The 16,334-nt window shown below is 72.5% G+C and carries 11 protein-coding genes; 8 read left to right on the top strand and 3 right to left on the bottom strand.

Features of this window, described 5'->3' with window-relative positions:
- Positions 1 to 14 precede the first annotated feature (14 nt).
- Entirely contained in the window at positions 15 to 1,250 is a 1,236-nt protein-coding gene (locus ACZ51D_RS01220; protein ID WP_360501293.1) for an aminotransferase class I/II-fold pyridoxal phosphate-dependent enzyme, read from the bottom strand.
- Between the two features lie 2 nt (positions 1,251 to 1,252).
- Positions 1,253 to 2,200 (bottom strand): HpcH/HpaI aldolase/citrate lyase family protein, encoded by a 948-nt coding sequence (locus ACZ51D_RS01215; RefSeq protein WP_465614776.1) that lies wholly within the window; start codon positions 2,198 to 2,200, stop codon positions 1,253 to 1,255.
- A gap of 391 nt (positions 2,201 to 2,591) precedes the next feature.
- Here ACZ51D_RS01215 and ACZ51D_RS01210 point away from each other — a divergent pair, with 391 nt between their 5' ends.
- Together ACZ51D_RS01210 and ACZ51D_RS01205 are read left to right on the top strand one after the other, a co-directional pair.
- Complete coding sequence (locus ACZ51D_RS01210) at positions 2,592 to 4,316, top strand: nSTAND1 domain-containing NTPase (protein ID WP_465614777.1); 1,725 nt, start codon at positions 2,592 to 2,594, stop codon at positions 4,314 to 4,316.
- Between the two features lie 489 nt (positions 4,317 to 4,805).
- A complete protein-coding gene (locus ACZ51D_RS01205) occupies positions 4,806 to 5,885 on the top strand; it encodes an inosamine-phosphate amidinotransferase 1 (RefSeq protein ID WP_360501301.1) in 1,080 nt (359 codons plus the stop codon).
- Here ACZ51D_RS01205 and ACZ51D_RS01200 read toward each other — a convergent pair.
- Positions 5,873 to 8,134: an HAD-IIB family hydrolase gene (locus ACZ51D_RS01200; protein WP_465660714.1), complete on the bottom strand. Its 2,262-nt coding sequence runs from the start codon at positions 8,132 to 8,134 to the stop codon at positions 5,873 to 5,875. The genes ACZ51D_RS01205 and ACZ51D_RS01200 overlap by 13 nt on opposite strands.
- Positions 8,135 to 8,426: 292 nt before the next feature.
- Between ACZ51D_RS01200 and ACZ51D_RS01195 the strand changes: the two genes are divergently transcribed.
- The 6 genes from ACZ51D_RS01195 to ACZ51D_RS01170 all read left to right on the top strand — a co-directional run bounded on the left by ACZ51D_RS01195 (position 8,427) and on the right by ACZ51D_RS01170 (position 16,322).
- The gene (locus tag ACZ51D_RS01195) at positions 8,427 to 9,185 is read left to right on the top strand and encodes a DeoR/GlpR family DNA-binding transcription regulator (protein WP_465614779.1); all 759 of its coding nucleotides are present in this window, start codon (positions 8,427 to 8,429) and stop codon (positions 9,183 to 9,185) included.
- 179 nt (positions 9,186 to 9,364) lie between these two features.
- Entirely contained in the window at positions 9,365 to 10,651 is a 1,287-nt protein-coding gene (locus ACZ51D_RS01190) for an extracellular solute-binding protein (protein WP_465660712.1), read from the top strand.
- A gap of 89 nt (positions 10,652 to 10,740) precedes the next feature.
- Entirely contained in the window at positions 10,741 to 11,676 is a 936-nt protein-coding gene (locus ACZ51D_RS01185) for a carbohydrate ABC transporter permease (protein ID WP_465614781.1), read from the top strand.
- Positions 11,652 to 12,524, top strand: a complete 873-nt coding sequence (locus ACZ51D_RS01180; protein ID WP_465614782.1) for a carbohydrate ABC transporter permease — start codon at positions 11,652 to 11,654, stop codon at positions 12,522 to 12,524. Before ACZ51D_RS01185 ends, ACZ51D_RS01180 begins: the two co-directional genes overlap by 25 nt.
- Before the next feature lie 56 nt (positions 12,525 to 12,580).
- Positions 12,581 to 13,522 (top strand): SIS domain-containing protein, encoded by a 942-nt coding sequence (locus tag ACZ51D_RS01175; RefSeq protein WP_465614783.1) that lies wholly within the window; start codon positions 12,581 to 12,583, stop codon positions 13,520 to 13,522.
- 175 nt (positions 13,523 to 13,697) lie between these two features.
- Positions 13,698 to 16,322: a glycoside hydrolase family 31 protein gene (locus ACZ51D_RS01170; protein WP_465614784.1), complete on the top strand. Its 2,625-nt coding sequence runs from the start codon at positions 13,698 to 13,700 to the stop codon at positions 16,320 to 16,322.
- Positions 16,323 to 16,334: the final 12 nt, after the last annotated feature.

Raw genomic sequence — 16,334 nt, 5'->3', positions numbered from 1 at the left:
GCTGTCCCCAAGTCCTAGAGGTCGGCGGTGAGTTCCTTGACGTGGCCGGCGAACTCGCGGATCAGCCGCTCGTCCATGTCGGCGCGCATCATCAGCCGCAGTCCGGCCTCGCCCTTGGGCACGATCGGGAAGAACACCGCCGAGCTGTAGAAGCCGCGCTCGAAGAGCTGGGCGGACAGCTTGACGGCCCGCTCGGCGTCCCCGACGTCGACCCGGCGCACCGGCAGGCCGTTGCCCGCGAAGGTGGTCGGCAGCAGTTCGTCGAAGAGGTCGATGTTGCGGTTCAACTGGGCTTGCAGGTCGCCCAGTTCGGGGGAGCGGTGGATGGCGGCACTGCCCAGCGAGGCGCCGACCAGCGGCAGCGCGACGTTCTGCGACCAGCCGACCGGGCCGGCGTGCCGGTGCAGGAACTCGAACTGCTCGCGGTTGCCGAGCATCGCGACGCCGCCGCCGGTGCCGAAGCCCTTGCCGAGGCTCGCGACGATGACCGTCAGCGGGTTCATCTCCAGCCGGGAGCGGACGAAGCCCTCGCCGCGCTCGCCCATGATGGACAGCGAGTGGGAGTCGTCGATGTAGAGGAACAGTCCGTAGCGGTCCTGGAGTTCGAGCAGCCCGTCGAGGGCCGCCGCGCCGCCCATCGAGTACGCGCCGTCGGCCACGTAGGCGACCCGCGGGTACTTGCGGCAGATGTCCTCGAGGTAGTTCAGGTCGTTGTGCGGGCAGGTCAGCACCAGCGACTCGTCCGCGCAGATCGGCTTGACGTACGCCATGCAGAAGTGGCAGAAGCGGTCGAAGACCATCACCCGGGGTCCGCCGCCGCCCTGACAGGCGCCGTCGAGGTGGCCGGAGGCGATCAGGGGCAGGATGCCGGCGGTGAGCGAGGTGCAGGAGGCGCCCGGCAGGATGTGCGCGCCGAACAGCTCGCCGAGTTCCTCCTCCAGGCGCACCAGCAGGTTGTGCCGGATCCGGGTGGTGGAGGTGACCAGCCAGGTGCTGCGGGACTCGGCCAGTGCGTCGACCGCGGCGGCCGCGACCGAGGGGTGGTTGTTCAGGCCCAGGTACGCGCAGGAGACCATGTTGGCGAACTCGTGCCCGGTCTCGCGGACGATCAGCCGGTTGTTGGACTCCGAGTCCACCGTGATGCCGATCAGGCCGTTGGCGGCGGCCGCCTGCCAGACCGGGTCGGCGGCGGCCAGCATGGCCTCGGCGTTGCGGTACCGGCGCGGGCCCAGGATGGATTCTTCGGTCATCGTCACTTCTCCGTCGCGTGGTTCGGGGTGTCGGTGGGCGCGTGGCCCTGCGGGGGGATCTGGGCGCGGCCCTGCGGGTGGCCCTGGGGAAGGTGCGAACCGTCCGGCCGGGGCGGGTCGAACTGCTCGATCAGGCGCTGCGAGGCCTCGAAGAACGGCATGCCGACCATCACCCCGTCCACCACGGTGACCGAGCGGCCGTTCTCCAGACCCGCCGCGACCACCCGGCGGGCGCGCGCCAGCAGCTCCTCGTCCGGGCTGAACGTCTCGTTGATCAGCGCAAGTTGGCGGGGATGGACGGCGATCTTGCCGCTGAACCCGAAGTCCCGGGCGAGCCCGGCCTCCCGGCGCAGCCCGGGGAGGTCGGCGACCTCGAAGAACGGCGCGTCCATCGCCTCCACCGCCGCCGCGCGGGCGCTGTTGACCACCCGGGCGCGGGCGTGGGCCAGGGCCTCCCAGGAGAGCCGGGCACCGACCGCGAAGGCGTAGTCGGCCGAGCCGAAGACCAGCCCGCGCAGCCGGTGCCCGGCGGCCGCGATGGCGGGCGCGTGCTCGATGCCCAGCGGGGTCTCCACGACGGCCAGGAACTCCGTCTCCGGGCAGTCCGGACCGAGCGCGCCGGCCGCGATCTCGATGTCCCGGGGGGACTCCGCCATCGGGATCAGCACGATGTCCGGCTTGACCCGGTACCGGGTGATGGCGATCAGGTCACGCAGACCGTCCGGTCCGGACAGCGTGTTGATGCGCACCGCGCTGCGCGCGAGCTTGGTGGACGGGAGCGCGAAGAACTCCTCGGCGAGCCGGCGGGCCTCCTCCTTCCGGGCCGGTGGGACCGAATCCTCCAGATCGACCATGGCGATGTCGGCGCCGGACTGGTGGCTCTTGGCGTACCGCTCCACCGCCATCGCGGGTGTGGACAGGAGGGAACGGCAGTAGCGCGTGAACTTCATGGATATCTCCGAAGTCAGCGAAGGCTGCGGGTTCCGGTTCTATCCCACCGGCTTTGTTCGGCGCCGTGTGACTGGACATTGAACATCAACTCGGAACAACCGACCCGCACGCACCATTGTTTGACGCCAACCGTGCTGTGCATGATGAATCACCGGGGGACGGACACGAGACACGCGCGACGCGCGTGGGCACGTGGGCACACAAGGGTGTCAGGACACCGCTTCAACGAAGAAGGGGGCCGAAGTGCCGCGTCGGGAAAGTCCACTGGAGCCCGGTGACGGGCCGCTGCTGCGGTTCGCGGGCGACTTACGAGCCATGCGGGAACGCGCCGGAAGTCCGCCGTACCGTCAACTCGCCCTCCGGGCACACTGTTCGGCCGCCAGCCTGTCGGTGGCCGCGGGAGGCCGGCGGCTGCCCAGCCTCTCCGTCACCCTCGCCTACGTCCAGGCCTGCGGCGGGGACGTACGGGAGTGGCGGCACCGCTGGCAGCTGCTCGCCGCCGAACTGGCCGCCGACACCGCCGCCCGGCGGCGCGCCCAGGACGCCGGGCGGGCTCCCTACCCCGGCTCGGCGGCGTTCGAGGCGGCCGACGCCGAGCGGTTCTTCGGCCGCGAGGCGCTGCTGGACCGGCTGGTCGCCCTGCTGGCCGAACGGCGGCTGGTGATCCTCGCCGGGCCGTCCGGGGCGGGCAAGTCCTCGCTGGTCAGAGCCGGTCTGCTGGCCCGGCTCGGCGGGGCTCCCGCTGCCGGTACGGCCGCCGGTGCCGCTGTCGGTGCGGCTGCCGGCGCTGCCGGTGGTACCGCTGCCGGGAGAGGCGGGGCCAGGGGCGGAGCGGGGCGGGCCCCGGCCGGTGGCGGCGTCCCGGTGGCGCTGCTGACGCCGGGTGAACGACCGATGGAGGCGTACGCGCTCGCGCTCGCCCGGCTCGGGCAGCGAGCCGGGGAGACGATGCGCGGCGCGTCCGGACCGACGGGCGGCGACCCGGTGCTGGTGGTGGACCAGGGCGAGCAACTGCGCACCCGCTGCCGGGACGCCGCCGAGCGGGCCCGCTTCCTGGACGCCCTGGTGGCGACGGCCGAGGGCGGTCCGCGCGAGGCCCTGGCCGGGCTGCCGGTGGCGGCGCCGGCCCGGTGCCGGGTGGTGCTGGTGATCCGCTCGGACCAGAGCGGGCCGCTGTTCGCCGAGCACCCGGGGCTGGCCGACGCCGGACGCCACGGGGTGCTGTCGATGGGGCGTCCGGCGCCGGACGAGCTGCGGCGGGCGATCACCGAACCCGCGTTACGGGCCGGCTGCACCGTCGAGGGTGCCCTGCTGGCCGTCCTCATCTCGACCGCCGCTCAACAGCCCGGCGCGCTCCCGCTGCTGTCCGCGGCACTGCTGGAGACCTGGCGGCGGCGCAGCGGCAACGCGCTCACCCTGGCCGGGTTCCAGGCCACCGGAGGTTTCGAGGGCGCGCTGGCCCGGACGGCGGAGACGCTGTACAACGGGCTGGATGCCTCCGACCGGAACCGGGCGCAGGCGGTGTTCCTGCGGCTCGGTGGGGAGTTGCTCGGCGCGGGCGAGGACGCCGCCGGCGGCGCGATGGCACTGGGCGACGGGCTGACCCCCGGCGGCGAGCTGGTGTCGGGCGGCGACGAGGGCACCCGCAAGCCGGTCCGGCGTGCCGAGTTCGACGATCCCGGTGTGGCGGAGGTGATGGAACGGCTGATCCGGGCGCGGCTCGTGGTGGTGGACCGGGACAGCGTCGAACTGTCCCACCACGCGCTCCCGCAGGCCTGGCCCAGACTGCGCGGCTGGCTGGCCGAGGGCCGCGAATCACTCGGCGAGCAGCGCAGGCTCACCACGGCCGCGCGGAGTTGGGCCGCCGCCGAACGGGATCCGGAACTGCTGTACCGGGGTATCCGGTTGGAGCAGCTCATGCGGCGGGTGGCGGCCGGCGAGCTGACCACGGCGGGGGTCGAGCGGGCGTTCCTGGCGGCCTCGGCGCGGGCGGCCGTCGCCGACCGGCGCCGGGCGCAGCGCCAGAACCTGGCGGTGGCCGGGGTCGCCGCGGCGGGCGGGGCGCTGCTGGCCCTGGCGGGCGGCAGCCGGATCCGTCGGGCCTGGCCGTGGTGAGCGCCGGGGTGTGAGTGCCGGGTCGTTCGCAGGAGCGGCGGTGGTCGTTCCCGCGAGCGCCCCGCTCGGGCCGTCGCCCGGTTGTTGCCCGGGGTGTTGCCCGGGGTGTTAGTCGGGGCATTGCCCGAGGTTGCCCGGGTGTTGATCAGCGCCGGAGCACGGGAGTTGAACAACGCGCGGATCAATCGACGGTTCGTCACGGCGGCGCATTCGGTGCCGATCACGGTCCTTGCGCCGCCGTCGGCCGGGCGGGTAGCTTGACGATCGATCCCGGCCCGTCGAAGGCGAATTCGGCTGCCCGGCCGGTGATTTCCCGTACGCCGTGGTCGGCCGGAGGCGGTCCGGCGAACAATCCGTACCGATTTCCCTTTTCCCTGGCCGGTTCCGCATGGCCGGGGGGACCACGCTCCGCCGCCGGCGCGCGGTTGTTCGCCGCCGTATCCGCGTTTCCCTAAAACCGTGTCACTAAACCTGCGTCAAGGGGGAGTCATGTCCAATTCGGCCCGTCCGGTCCACAGCTGGGACGAGTTCACCACACTGCGGGAGGTCGTGGTCGGCAGCGCCGTCGGCGCCCGGCTTCCCGAGCAGACCGAGCCGTCCTCCTGGCTGTCCTGCTTCCCGAAGACCAGCGCCGCCGACCTCGCCTCGATCCAGGTCGGCCCCTACTCGCAGCAGGTCGTGGAGGAGACCGAGGAGGACCTGGACGCGCTGGTGGCCACCCTGCGCGGCCTCGGCGTCACCGTCCACCAGCCCGAAGCGATCGACCACGCGGCCGAGTTCGCCTCCCCGCTCTGGAAGGCCGACGGCGGCTTCCACTCCTACTGCCCCCGGGACCTGACCCTGGTGGTCGGCGAGACGGTGATCGAGGTCGCGAGCCCGATGCGGCAGCGCTACTTCGAGGTCTTCGGGCTGCGCGGACTCTTCCAGGACTACCTGCGCCGCGGCGCGCGCTGGCTGGCCGCCCCCCGGCCGCAGCTGACGGACGCGCTCTTCGAGTACGACGCGGACGGACTCCCGCTGCTGGGCGAGGCCGAGCCGGTCTTCGACGCCGCGAACGTGCTGCGGCTCGGCCGGGACGTGTTCTACCAGGTCTCCCGCAGCGGGAACGAACTCGGCCTGCAGTGGCTCGAATCCACCCTCGGCCTGCTCGGCGACGGCGGCCTGAGGCTGCACCCGCTGCGCGACATCTACGGCTACACCCACATCGACAGCACCATCGCCCTGCTGCGGCCCGGGCTGGTGCTGCTCAACCCGGAGCGGATCAGCCCGGAGACCGTCCCGGAGCCGCTGCGGGGCTGGGACATCCTGTGGTGCCCGCCGGCCGAGCCCTCCGGCGACCTGCCCGAGCACGCGCTCAGCGAGAGCTGGATCAGCATGAACCTGCTGATGGTCTCCCCGGACACGGCGATCGTCGAGTCTGGCCAGGAGAGCCTGATCAAGCTGCTGGAGCACTCCGGAATCACCGTCCTGCCGCACCGGCTGCGGCACTCCCGGGTGCTCGGGGGCGGCTTCCACTGCGTCACCCTGGACATCCGGCGCGACGGCGGGCTGGAGGACTACCTGTCCTGACACGCGCGGGGGCCGTCCCGGTCGGCGGCCGCGAGCCGTCGGCCGGGCCCGCCCGTGGAGCGGTCATCGACGCGATCCACCGTCGGCCGGCGGATCGCGTCGATGACCCGCAGCGCCCAGTCCACCGGCCGTTCGTGGGCGAGGAGCGCGGACAGCCGTGCCATGCGGGTGCGGCGCTCGCCCGGGGTGGCGTCGAGGGCGCGGGCGAGGACGGAGCTGAGGTCCTCGGGCGAGCGGGGATCGGTGAGCAGGGCCGCGTCGCCGAACTGGGTGGAGGCGCCGGTGTGCCGGGAGAGCACCAGCACGCCCGGCCCGCGGTCGCGGTGCCCGGGGAGAGCAGCCCGGGCGGCTCGGGCGGCTCGGGCGGCTTGGGCGGCGACGAACTCCTTGGCCGTGAGGTTCATGCCGTCCTGGAGCGAGGTCACCCAGAACACGTCCGCCGCCAGGTACTCGTCGACGACCTCGGCGAAGGCGAGGGCATGGGAACGGTAGTCGACCGGCTGCCAACTTCCCTTCCGCCAGGTGTCGTTCACCGCGTCGATGCGTCTTTCGAGCAGGGCCCGGGTGGTGTCGTAGGCGGTGATCCCCGGTTCGGGCGGCGGGCAGACCAGCCGGAAGGTGAGCCGGCCGCGCAGGTCGGGCCGGTCGGTGAGCAGCCGGTCCAGCGCGTCCACCTTCTGGACCGGCGCCTTGACGTAGTCGAGGCGTTCGACCGAGACGACGAGCCGGTCTTCCGCCGACCGGACCGTGGGCGGCCGGGAGCGGGCCAGGGCCTCGATGGCCGGGCGGTCGATCCCCAGCGGATGCACGCCGAGCCGGGGCGTGGACGGCAGGCCGGCCGAGGACAGGACGTCCCGGAAGTGCTCGGCGAAGGCGGCGGTGTGGAACCCCGCCCAGTCCAGGCGGCCGAGCGAGGCGCGTAGTTCCGCCGCGACGGGCAGGGCGGCGAAGACGTCCGCCGGTGGGAAGGGCGTGTGGTGGAACAGCCCGACGTGCAGATCGGGCCGGGTGGCGTGCAGGAGCCCGGGCACCAGCCACAGGTTGTAGTCGTGCAGCCAGACGGTCGCGCCGGGAGCGGCCTCGGCGCCGATGCGCTCGGCGAAGCGGGCGTTCACCGCACGGTAGGCGGCCCAGGTCTGCGCGTCGTGGACGGAGCGGTGCGGTTCGGACATCAGCACCGGCCACAGGGTGTCCTTGCACGCCTGGTGGAAGTACGCGCTCCACTCGGTCCTGCTGACCGGGACGAGGGACAGCGGGAGCCCGTGGCGCCGTTCACCGGCGGCGGTGCCACCGGGAGCGGTGCCACCAGCAGCCGTGTCGCCGGCACCGGGCCGGGCGGCGACCCAGGTGCCCGGCAGCCCGTCGGTGAAGGCACTGGTCAAGGTCGGGAGGATGCCGTTGGGGCTGGCCGTCGGCCGGCCGGCCGGGTCCGTCCGGCGCGGGTCCGTCCGGCGCGGAGACGGAGGCGGAGACGGGGGCGGGCGGTGGTAGCCCACCACGAGGGAGTGCCGGCGCCCTGTGCGGCGGGCGGCGGGTGTCACCCAGCCGAGCGCGAGCAGTGCCGCCAGGATGCCGCCCGCACCGCGCCGGTGCGCCCGGTGGACGAGCGGGTCGGCGCCGACCGCGGCGCTCAGGGCGGGTTCGGCACCGGCGACGATCACCCCGTGGGTACCCTGCCGGAACAGTGACAGGTCGTTGAGCGAGTCGCCGGCCACCAGGATCGACTCCGCCGGCCAGGCCAGCTTGTCCGCCAGGGCCCGCAGCGCGCTGCCCTTGGAGACACCCGGTGGAAGGACGTCGAAGTAGCGGTCCCCGGAGTACACCCAGGCGCAGCCCAGTGACTCCACCGCCGCGGTCAGCTCGCCCGTCAGCCCCTGCGGCGGCAGGTGGAACGAGCAGCGGCCGTCCTGCGCCACCTCGTGCTGGTAGTCGAGCGTGCGGAAGCGGGCCAGCGCGGTGCGTACCCGCTCCGCGCCCGGCCAGCCGGTGCGCAGCTGCTCCTGCAGCGGCTCCACGGTGGACAGGTCGGTGCCGTCGAGGACGGTCGCGCCGACGTCCGCGATGACCCACCGGGGCGGCGGCACCAGAGCGTCGCGCAGGACCTCGCGGACCGAGGCCGCGCCGCGGCCCGTGGCGAAGACCACCGTCACCTCGGGGTGGCGGGCCAGGGCCTCCCGTAATCGGCGCCGGTCGTCGGTTCCGCCGCCGAGCAAGGTGCCGTCCAGATCGGTGACCAGAATCCTCGACATCCGACGGACGCTAACACGATCACCCGTCGTGGTGAAGTGTTCACTTCAGCCGAAGCGGGCGGCGCAGGCCAGGGCGGACCGGATCCGCGAAGTACGGTCCGGCGCCGAGGACTTCAGCCGGGAGCGGGAGCCCGGCCCGGCCGAGCGGGAGGAACGTGGTGGACCGGACGCTGGAGGTGAACCGGTCGACTGGGGAGGCCCGAAGGCGTGTGCCGTCACGGCGGCCGTCCGGTAGCCGGTGAGCAGTTCTGCGCGGAACCGGCGACCGCGAGGGCGGCACTAGACTTCCGCCATGCTCAAAGCTGACCGAACCGCCCGGATACTCGCGCACATCACCGAGGCGGGCAGCGCTGACGTGCACGGGCTGGCCGGGCTCCTCCGGGTGTCCGCGGCCACCGTCCGGCGCGACCTGCAGGAGTTGCACGACCAGGGGCTGCTGCACCGCACCCGCGGCGGCGCCGTGACCGGGGCCGTCAACCTCGAACTGCCGCTGCGGCACAAGCACGGGAAGCGTCAGGCGGAGAAGCGGCGGATCGCCCTGGCGGCCGACCGGCTGGTGCCGGACGGCGCGGTGGTGGGCCTGACGGGCGGCACGACGACGAGCGAGCTGGCCCGGGTGCTGGCGGAGCGCGGCGGGATCACCATCGTCACCAACGCCGTCAACATCGCGGCCGACCTCATCGTCCGGCCGGACATCCGCCTGGTGGTGGTGGGCGGCCTGGCCCGGACCACGAGCTACGAGCTGGTGGGGCCGGCCGCCGACCGGATGCTCGCCCAGTACCACCTGGACATCGCCTTCATCGGGGTGGACGGCCTGACCGCCCAGGAGGGCTGCACCACGCACGACGAGATGGAGGCCCAGACGGACCGGGCGTTCCTGCGCAGCAGCGCGCGGTCGGTCGTCCTGGCGGACAGCACCAAGATCGGCCGGGTCACCTTCGCGAGGATCTGCCCGCTCGCCGAGGTCGACGACCTCGTCACCGACGGCGAGGCCACCACGGCGCAGGAGACGGCGGTGGCCGCCTGCGGAGTGCGGGTCCTGCGCGTCTGAATCCCGCCGAACCGTACCCACTGGAAAGCCCGGCCGGGCCGCCCCGGCCGGGCTTTCTGGTGCACCACCCGTTGACATGAACTGTCAGAGGCAGGAAGCTCTTTCGGAACTGCTCAAAACCAGCTTTCTTCAAGCAACTTGGATCAGCGAATCAAGCGCGTACGAAGGCGGTAACTGCGGTGAACAAACCTGTGCTGGCCCTCGCCACGGTGTGCGCCCTCGGCGCACTCACCCTCACGGCCTGCGGCAGCGGCGGTGGCAGCGGGAGCGACGACGGCGGGAACGGCTCCGGCCGAAAGGTGACGCTCAGACTGGTCGCCGCCGACTACGGCGACAAGGACGCCAACAGCTCGAAGGCCTACTGGAAGGGCGTCACCTCCGCTTTCACGGCGGCCCATCCCGACATCACGGTCGACGTCCAGGTGGTCAACTGGAACGACATCGACAAGCAGGTCAAGACGATGATCCAGAGCGGCAACGTCCCGGACGTCCTGCAGACCGGCGGCTACGCCGACAAGGTCGCCGACGACCTCCTCTACAAGGCCGAGGACGTGCTGTCCGCCGACACCCGCGCCGACTTCATCGACGGCCTCGCCCAGGCCGGCCGCGTCAACGGCGTGCAGTACGGCATCCCGTTCGTCTCGTCGGCCCGCGCCTTCTTCTACAACAAGGAGGTCTTCCAGCAGGCCGGCCTCACCCGGCCGCCCACCACCTGGGAGGAGGTGCGCGCGGACGCCCAGCTCATCAAGGCCAAGGTGCCCGGGGTCACCCCGTACGCGCTGCCGCTCGGCCCGGAGGAGGCCCAGGGCGAGAGCATGCTCTGGGAGCTGGGGAACGGCGGCGGCCCCACCGGCAAGGACGGCACCTACACCATCGACAGCCAGGCCAACGTCGACACCTTCCGCTGGCTCAGGGCCAACCTCGTCGACCCCGGCCTGACCTACGCCAACCCGGCCACCACCGACCGCAAGACCGCGTTCGCCGACTTCGCCGCCGGCAAGGCCGCCATGCTCAACGGGCACCCCTCGCTGATCACGATGGCCCGGGACGGCAAGGTCGACTACGGCGTCGCGCCCGTCCCCGGCAAGGCCGGCCCGCTCCCGTCCACCCTCGGCGTGGCCGACTGGATGATGGCCTTCAAGAAGAACGGGCACCGCGACCAGATCCGCACCTTCCTCGACTTCGTCTACACCAAGGACAACACGCTCCGGTTCTACGAGACCTACAACCTGATGCCGGTCACCCAGGACGCCCTCCAGGACATGACCGTCGGCGGGAAGCACAAGGACCTCGAACCGTTCTTCGCCCTGCTGCCGCACGCCTCCTTCTACCCGCTCGGCGACACCAGTTGGGACGCGGTCTCGGCCGAGCTGAAGAAGTCCGTCGGCAGCGCCGTGGCCGGCGACCCGGCCAAGGTACTCGGCGACCTGCAGAAGAAGGCCCAGGACGCCGTCGCCAACAAGTAGCCACGCCACGCCCCCAGCGCAGCCATGCCCACTGGGCAGTCACGCCCCCAGCCGGCCGTCGTCGTCGTGCCCCGCGAAAGGCACCCGCAGTGACCCACAACTCCCGTGCGCCGCAGGCGGCCAGGCCCCGCCGGCGCGCGCCCGCCCGCCCGCGCCGCCCCGGCGGACTCGGACCGCTGCCGTGGATCGCCCCGGCCCTCCTGCTGATCGTCCTCGTCGTCCTGTGGCCCGTGTACGAGATGGTCCGCACCTCGTTCCTGCGCGTCAGCACCAGCGGATTCGTCCGCGGCTCGGCCGGGTTGGACAAGTACCGCAAGCTCTTCGACGAGGCCGACCTCGGCCACGTGCTGCTCTCCACCGTGCTCTGGACCGTCGCCGTGGTCGGTCTGACGATGGTGCTCTCGCTCGGCCTGGCCCAGCTGTTCGACCAGCGTTTCCCCGGCCGCAGGTTCGCCCGCTGGGCCCTGATCGCGCCCTGGGCCGCGTCCGTCCTGATGACCGCCATCGGATTCCGGTGGATGCTCGACCGGACCGCCGGCGTGCTCAACACCGCGATGACGGACCTCGGCCTCGTCGACGGGCCCCGCGACTGGCTCGGCGATCCCGCGACGGCCTGGCCCTGGATGGTGGCCGTCGCGGTCTTCGTCTCGCTGCCGTTCACCACCTACACCCTGCTCGCCGGCCTGCAGACCGTCCCCGGCGAGCTGTACGAGGCGGCGCGGGTGGACGGCGCCTCCCGGTGGCAGACCTACCTGAGGATCACCCTGCCGCTGCTGCGCCCGGCCTTCCTGGTCGGTCTGGTGATCAACCTGATCAACGTCTTCAACTCCTTCCCCGTCATCTGGGGCATGACCCAGGGCGGCCCGAGCAGCGACACGGCCACCACCACGGTGTTCATGTACCAGCTGAAGAGCTCCGACATCGGCGAGTCCGCGGCCATGTCGGTGGTCAACTTCGCCCTGGTCGTGGTCATGGTCCTGGTCTTCCTCAAGGTCAGCCGATGGACGAGCCGGGAGGAGAGGTGACGAGGCAGGTGACGAGGCACCGGACCGGGCGGGGCATCCGCCCGCGCACCCTGGTGGTCGCCGCACTGGCCTGGCTGCTGGCCGCGGTGTTCCTGCTGCCGTACCTGGAGATGGCCGTCACGGCGCTGCGCCCGGCCGACGAACTGCGCGACGCGAGCTACCTGCCGCGGCACTTCGCCTGGTCCAACTTCGTCGACGTGTGGCGCGACTCCACGCTCGGTGCCAACCTGCGGGTCACCCTGCTGGTCGCCGGCGGCTCCACCCTGCTGGTGCTGCTGGTCGCGCTGCCCGCCGCGTACCACACCGCGCGCGTCCGCTACCGGGGGCGCCGGCTCTTCCTGTTGCTGGTCCTGGTCACCCAGATGTTCCAGCCGACCTCGCTGCTGGTGGGCCTGTACCGCGAGTTCTACCGGCTGGACATGCTCAACTCGGTCTGGACGCTGATCCTCTGCAACTCCGCCTTCAACCTGGCCTTCGCCGTCTGGATCCTCACCGCCTACATCGGCTCGATCCCGGTCGAGCTGGAGGAGGCCGCCATGCTCGACGGGCTCGGCCGGCTCGGGGCACTGTGCCGGGTGGTCCTGCCGCTGGCCATGCCCGGCGTGGTCACCGCGCTGGTCTTCACCTTCATCGCGGCCTGGAACGAGTTCGTGATGGGCCTGACCCTGTCCACGGCGCCCGAGCGCCAGCCCCTCACCGTCGGGATCAACAGCTTCATCGGCAACTACACCGTGGAGTGGAACTACCTCTTCGCCGGCTCGGTCGTCGCCATCGTGCCGGTCGTGGTGCTGTTCGCCCTCATCGAGCGCCGCGTGGTCTCCGGACTGACCGCCGGATCGGTCAAGTAGCGGCGGCTGCCGCCCGGTCGACCCGTACGGCCACCCCCATCCGAAGGAGCCGCCGCATGACCTCCCACACCGCCGCCGAGATCGCCTCCCAGCCCGCGTGCTGGCGCCGCGCCGCCGCGTCCCTGCCCCGGTACGCCGACGTCCTGCCCCGCCGGGGCGAGCGGGTCGCCGTCACCGGGTGCGGCACCTCCTGGTTCATGGCCCAGGCCTACGCGGCGCTGCGCGAGAGCGGCGGCCACGGCGAGACGGACGCCTTCGCCGCCTCGGAGTTCCCCCACGGGCGCGGCTACGACCGGGTGCTCGCCATCTCCCGCTCCGGCACCACCACCGAGGTACTGGACCTGCTCGCCCGCGCCCGCACGGCGGGGGTGCCCACCGGCGCCCTCACCGCCGATCCGGGCACGCCGGTCATGGCACTGGCCGACACCGTCGCCGTGCTGGACTTCGCCGACGAGCGCTCGGTCGTGCAGACCCGCTTCGCGACCACCGTACTGGCCCTGCTCCGGGCCCAGTTGGAGGCCGACGGCGCGCTCGCGGCGGGAGTGCGCCCGCTCGCCCGGGCGGTGCGCGACGCCGAACGGGCCGTCGCGGAGCCGCTGCCCGCCGCAGTGAGCGGCGCCGAGCAGTTCACCTTCCTCGGCCGGGGCTGGACGTACGGGCTGGCGCTGGAGGCCGGGCTGAAGCTGCGCGAGGCGGCCGGGGCCTGGACCGAGGCGTACCCGGCCATGGAGTACCGGCACGGGCCGATCGCCATCGCCGCGCCCGGCCGGGTCGCCTGGGCCTTCGGCCCGCTGCCCGCCGGGCTCACCGAGGACATCGCCCGGGCCGGCGGCCTGCTCGTCGCCGGGTCCGGCGACGCCGCGACGGACCTGGACCCGCTGGCCGACCTGGTCCGGGCCCAGCGGCTGGCCGTCGCGGTCGCCGACGCGCGCGGCTGCGACCCGGACCGGCCGCGCCACCTCACCCGCTCCGTCGTCCTGCGCGACCACCACGACTGAGAACGCGCCCCGGACCCGCCCCGCCCCGGCGCCGCCTGCTGCTCCTCGCCCGCCAGCCACCCAGCTCTCGACCGGAGGCACCACCGTGCGCTTACGACGACCCGAACCCCACCGGACCCGGACCCGGACCCGGCTCCGACTCCGCCGACCCCGATTCCGCCGGGCCGCCCTCGCCGTGGCCCTGAGCAGCATCACCGCCCTGGCCGGGCCCGCCCTGCCCGCCCGGGCCGCGACCCCCGGCTCCGCCGTCCTCGACCAGGGCCACCAGAGCGTCACCTGGCAGAGCCCGCAGTACGCCAAGGGCACCCTCGGCGACCCCGCCTCCTGCCCGCCGGCCGCGCAGGACCCGGGCGGCGCGGTCTGCGACCACTTCGACCTGACCGTGAACGTGCCGGCCGGCTACTGGGACGACAACCCGGAGGGCGGCGTCCCGGTCTCCGTCCGCTGGCAGAACCCCACCGACGACTTCGACCTCTACATCTACGACGCCGCCGGCAAACAGGTGGCCGGCAGCGCGGGCACCGCCGACCCGGAGGCCACGGTGATCCCGAAGGCCTCGGGCAGCTACCGCGTCCTGGTCGTCCCCTACGACGTCCACGGCGGCTCGTACACCGGCACGGCCTACCTGCCGCAGACCGCCGACGCGGGCGACCTGACCTCCTTCGGCGGCTCCCAGGGCAGCTACGACGTCTCCGCCGGCACGCTGAAGGCCAAGGTCGACTTCCTCGCCGACGACCAGCTGCGCCTGCGCGCCGCCCCGGACGGCGTCCTCACCGACCCGGCGGGCAGCACGATCATCCGCACGCAGCCCGAGCCCCAGCGCGACACCAGCACCTTCGACGCCGGCGCGTACTACGGCATCCGCTCCAAGGGCCTGGTGCTGCGGGTCTACAAGCACCCCCTGCGGTTCGGCCTGTACAAGGCCGACGACCGCACCGCCCTCTGGCAGGAGGACGCCCCGCTGCGCTGGAGCACCAGCGGACTGCGGCAGAGCCTGGTGCGCGGCGCCGACGAGCAGTTCTTCGGCGGCGGCGAGCAGAACGGTTCCTTCTCGCACCGCGACCAGACCATCCACGTCGCCAACAGCTTCGACTGGAACGAGGGCGGCTACAACAACTCCCAGCCGTTCTACGTCTCCACCGCCGGCTACGGCGTCCTCCGGAACACCTTCGCGCCCGGGATCTACGACTTCGGCTCGCCCGTCCGTACGGGACAGCAGGAACGCCGCCTGGACGCCTACTACTTCACCGGTGACGTCAAGTCGGTGATCGGCCGGTACACCGCCCTGGTCGGCAAGCCCTTCATGCCTCCCGTCTACGGCCTGGAGCCCGGCGACTCCGACTGCTACCTGCACAACGCCAACCGCGGCGAGCGCCACACCCTGGACGCGCTGAAGGTCGCCGACGGCTACGTCCAGCAGCAGATGCCGCTGGGCTGGATGCTGGTCAACGACGGCTACGGCTGCGGCTACGAGAACCTCGCGCAAACCGGCCAGGGCCTGCGCAAGGACCACGCCCAGCTCGGCCTCTGGACCCAGAACGGCCTGCCCGACCAGGCCGCCGAGGTGAAGGCCGGCGTGCGGGTGCGCAAGCTCGACGTGGCCTGGGTCGGCAACGGCTACGACTTCGCGCTGAACGCCTGCGACCAGGCCAAGGCCGGCATCGAGGACAGCAGCGACGCCCGCGGCTTCGTCTGGCTGCCGGTCTCCTGGGCCGGCGCGCAGCGCTGCGGCGTCCTGTGGAGCGGCGACCAGAGCCTGTCCTGGGACTACATCCGCTGGCAGATCCCGACCTACGCCGGCGCCACCATGTCCGGCATCGCCTACGACACCGGCGACGTCGGCTCGATCTTCCGCCGCGACCCGAAGATGTACACCCGCGACCTGCAGTGGAAGGCCTTCCTCCCGGCGATCATGACCATGGACGGCTGGGCGAAGGACATGACGGGCAAGCAGCAGCGCGACCAGCAGCCCTGGCTGGACGGCGAGCCGTACACCTCCATCAACCGCAAGTACCTGCAGCTCAAGGAGCGGCTGCTGCCGTACATGTATGGCCTGTCCGCGGAGGCCACCCGCACCGGCATCGGCGCGGTCCGCCCGCTCGCCCTGGAGTACCCGCACGACACCGACGCCCTCGGGCCGAACGCGAAGTACGAGTTCCTGGCCGGGCCCGACTTCCTGGTCGCACCGGTCTACTCGGACACCAGCGTGCGCGACGGCATCTACCTGCCCGAGGGCACCTGGACCGACTACTGGACCGGTCGCACCTACCAGGGCCCGACCACCGTCAACGGCTACTCCGCCCCGCTCGACACCCTGCCGCTGTTCGTCCGCGGCGGTGCGATCGTGCCGATGTGGCCCAAGGGCACACTCTCCTGGGAGAACCGGGACCGCTCCGAACTCGACTACGACCTCTACCCGCAGGCGAACGGCGACTCCTCCTACACCCTGTACGAGGACGACGGCGTCACCCGGCAGTTCACCGCCGGGTCCTCGGCCACCCAGCAGGTCGACGTGCACACCAACCGGGCCGTCACCACCGTCGACGTCGGTGCCAGCGAGGGCAGTTACGCCGGCAAGCCGGCCGAGCGGGGCTACCGCTTCACCGTGCACGGCCGCCCCGCCCCGCGCCTGGTGGTCACCGACGACGGCCCGCTGCCCCGGCTCGACTCGGCGGCCGCACTCGACGCGGCCGGCTCGGGCTGGTACTACGACGCCGCGACCGGGGTGACGCAGATCCGCACGCCGTCCCTGCCCACTGACGACAGCTTCTCGCTGCGTCTGATCCACGGCGGCAACTGACCGCGACCCGAC

This window comes from Kitasatospora sp. NPDC033851, assembly GCF_055576085.1.
Note: the sequence above shows the minus strand (reverse complement) of the source record. Positions and strands in the feature narration are given on the sequence as shown.

What these genes read in the sequence shown, in the direction of transcription:
- ACZ51D_RS01220 (WP_360501293.1), bottom strand. Translation starts at nt 1,250, where the DNA reads ATGACCGAAGAATCCATCCTGGGCCCGCGCCGGTACCGCAACGCCGAG.
- ACZ51D_RS01215 (WP_465614776.1), bottom strand. Translation starts at nt 2,200, where the DNA reads ATGAAGTTCACGCGCTACTGCCGTTCCCTCCTGTCCACACCCGCGATG.
- ACZ51D_RS01205 (WP_360501301.1), top strand. Translation starts at nt 4,806, where the DNA reads ATGTCCAATTCGGCCCGTCCGGTCCACAGCTGGGACGAGTTCACCACA.
- ACZ51D_RS01200 (WP_465660714.1), bottom strand. Translation starts at nt 8,134, where the DNA reads ATGTCGAGGATTCTGGTCACCGATCTGGACGGCACCTTGCTCGGCGGC.
- ACZ51D_RS01195 (WP_465614779.1), top strand. Translation starts at nt 8,427, where the DNA reads ATGCTCAAAGCTGACCGAACCGCCCGGATACTCGCGCACATCACCGAG.
- ACZ51D_RS01180 (WP_465614782.1), top strand. Translation starts at nt 11,652, where the DNA reads ATGGACGAGCCGGGAGGAGAGGTGACGAGGCAGGTGACGAGGCACCGG.
- ACZ51D_RS01175 (WP_465614783.1), top strand. Translation starts at nt 12,581, where the DNA reads ATGACCTCCCACACCGCCGCCGAGATCGCCTCCCAGCCCGCGTGCTGG.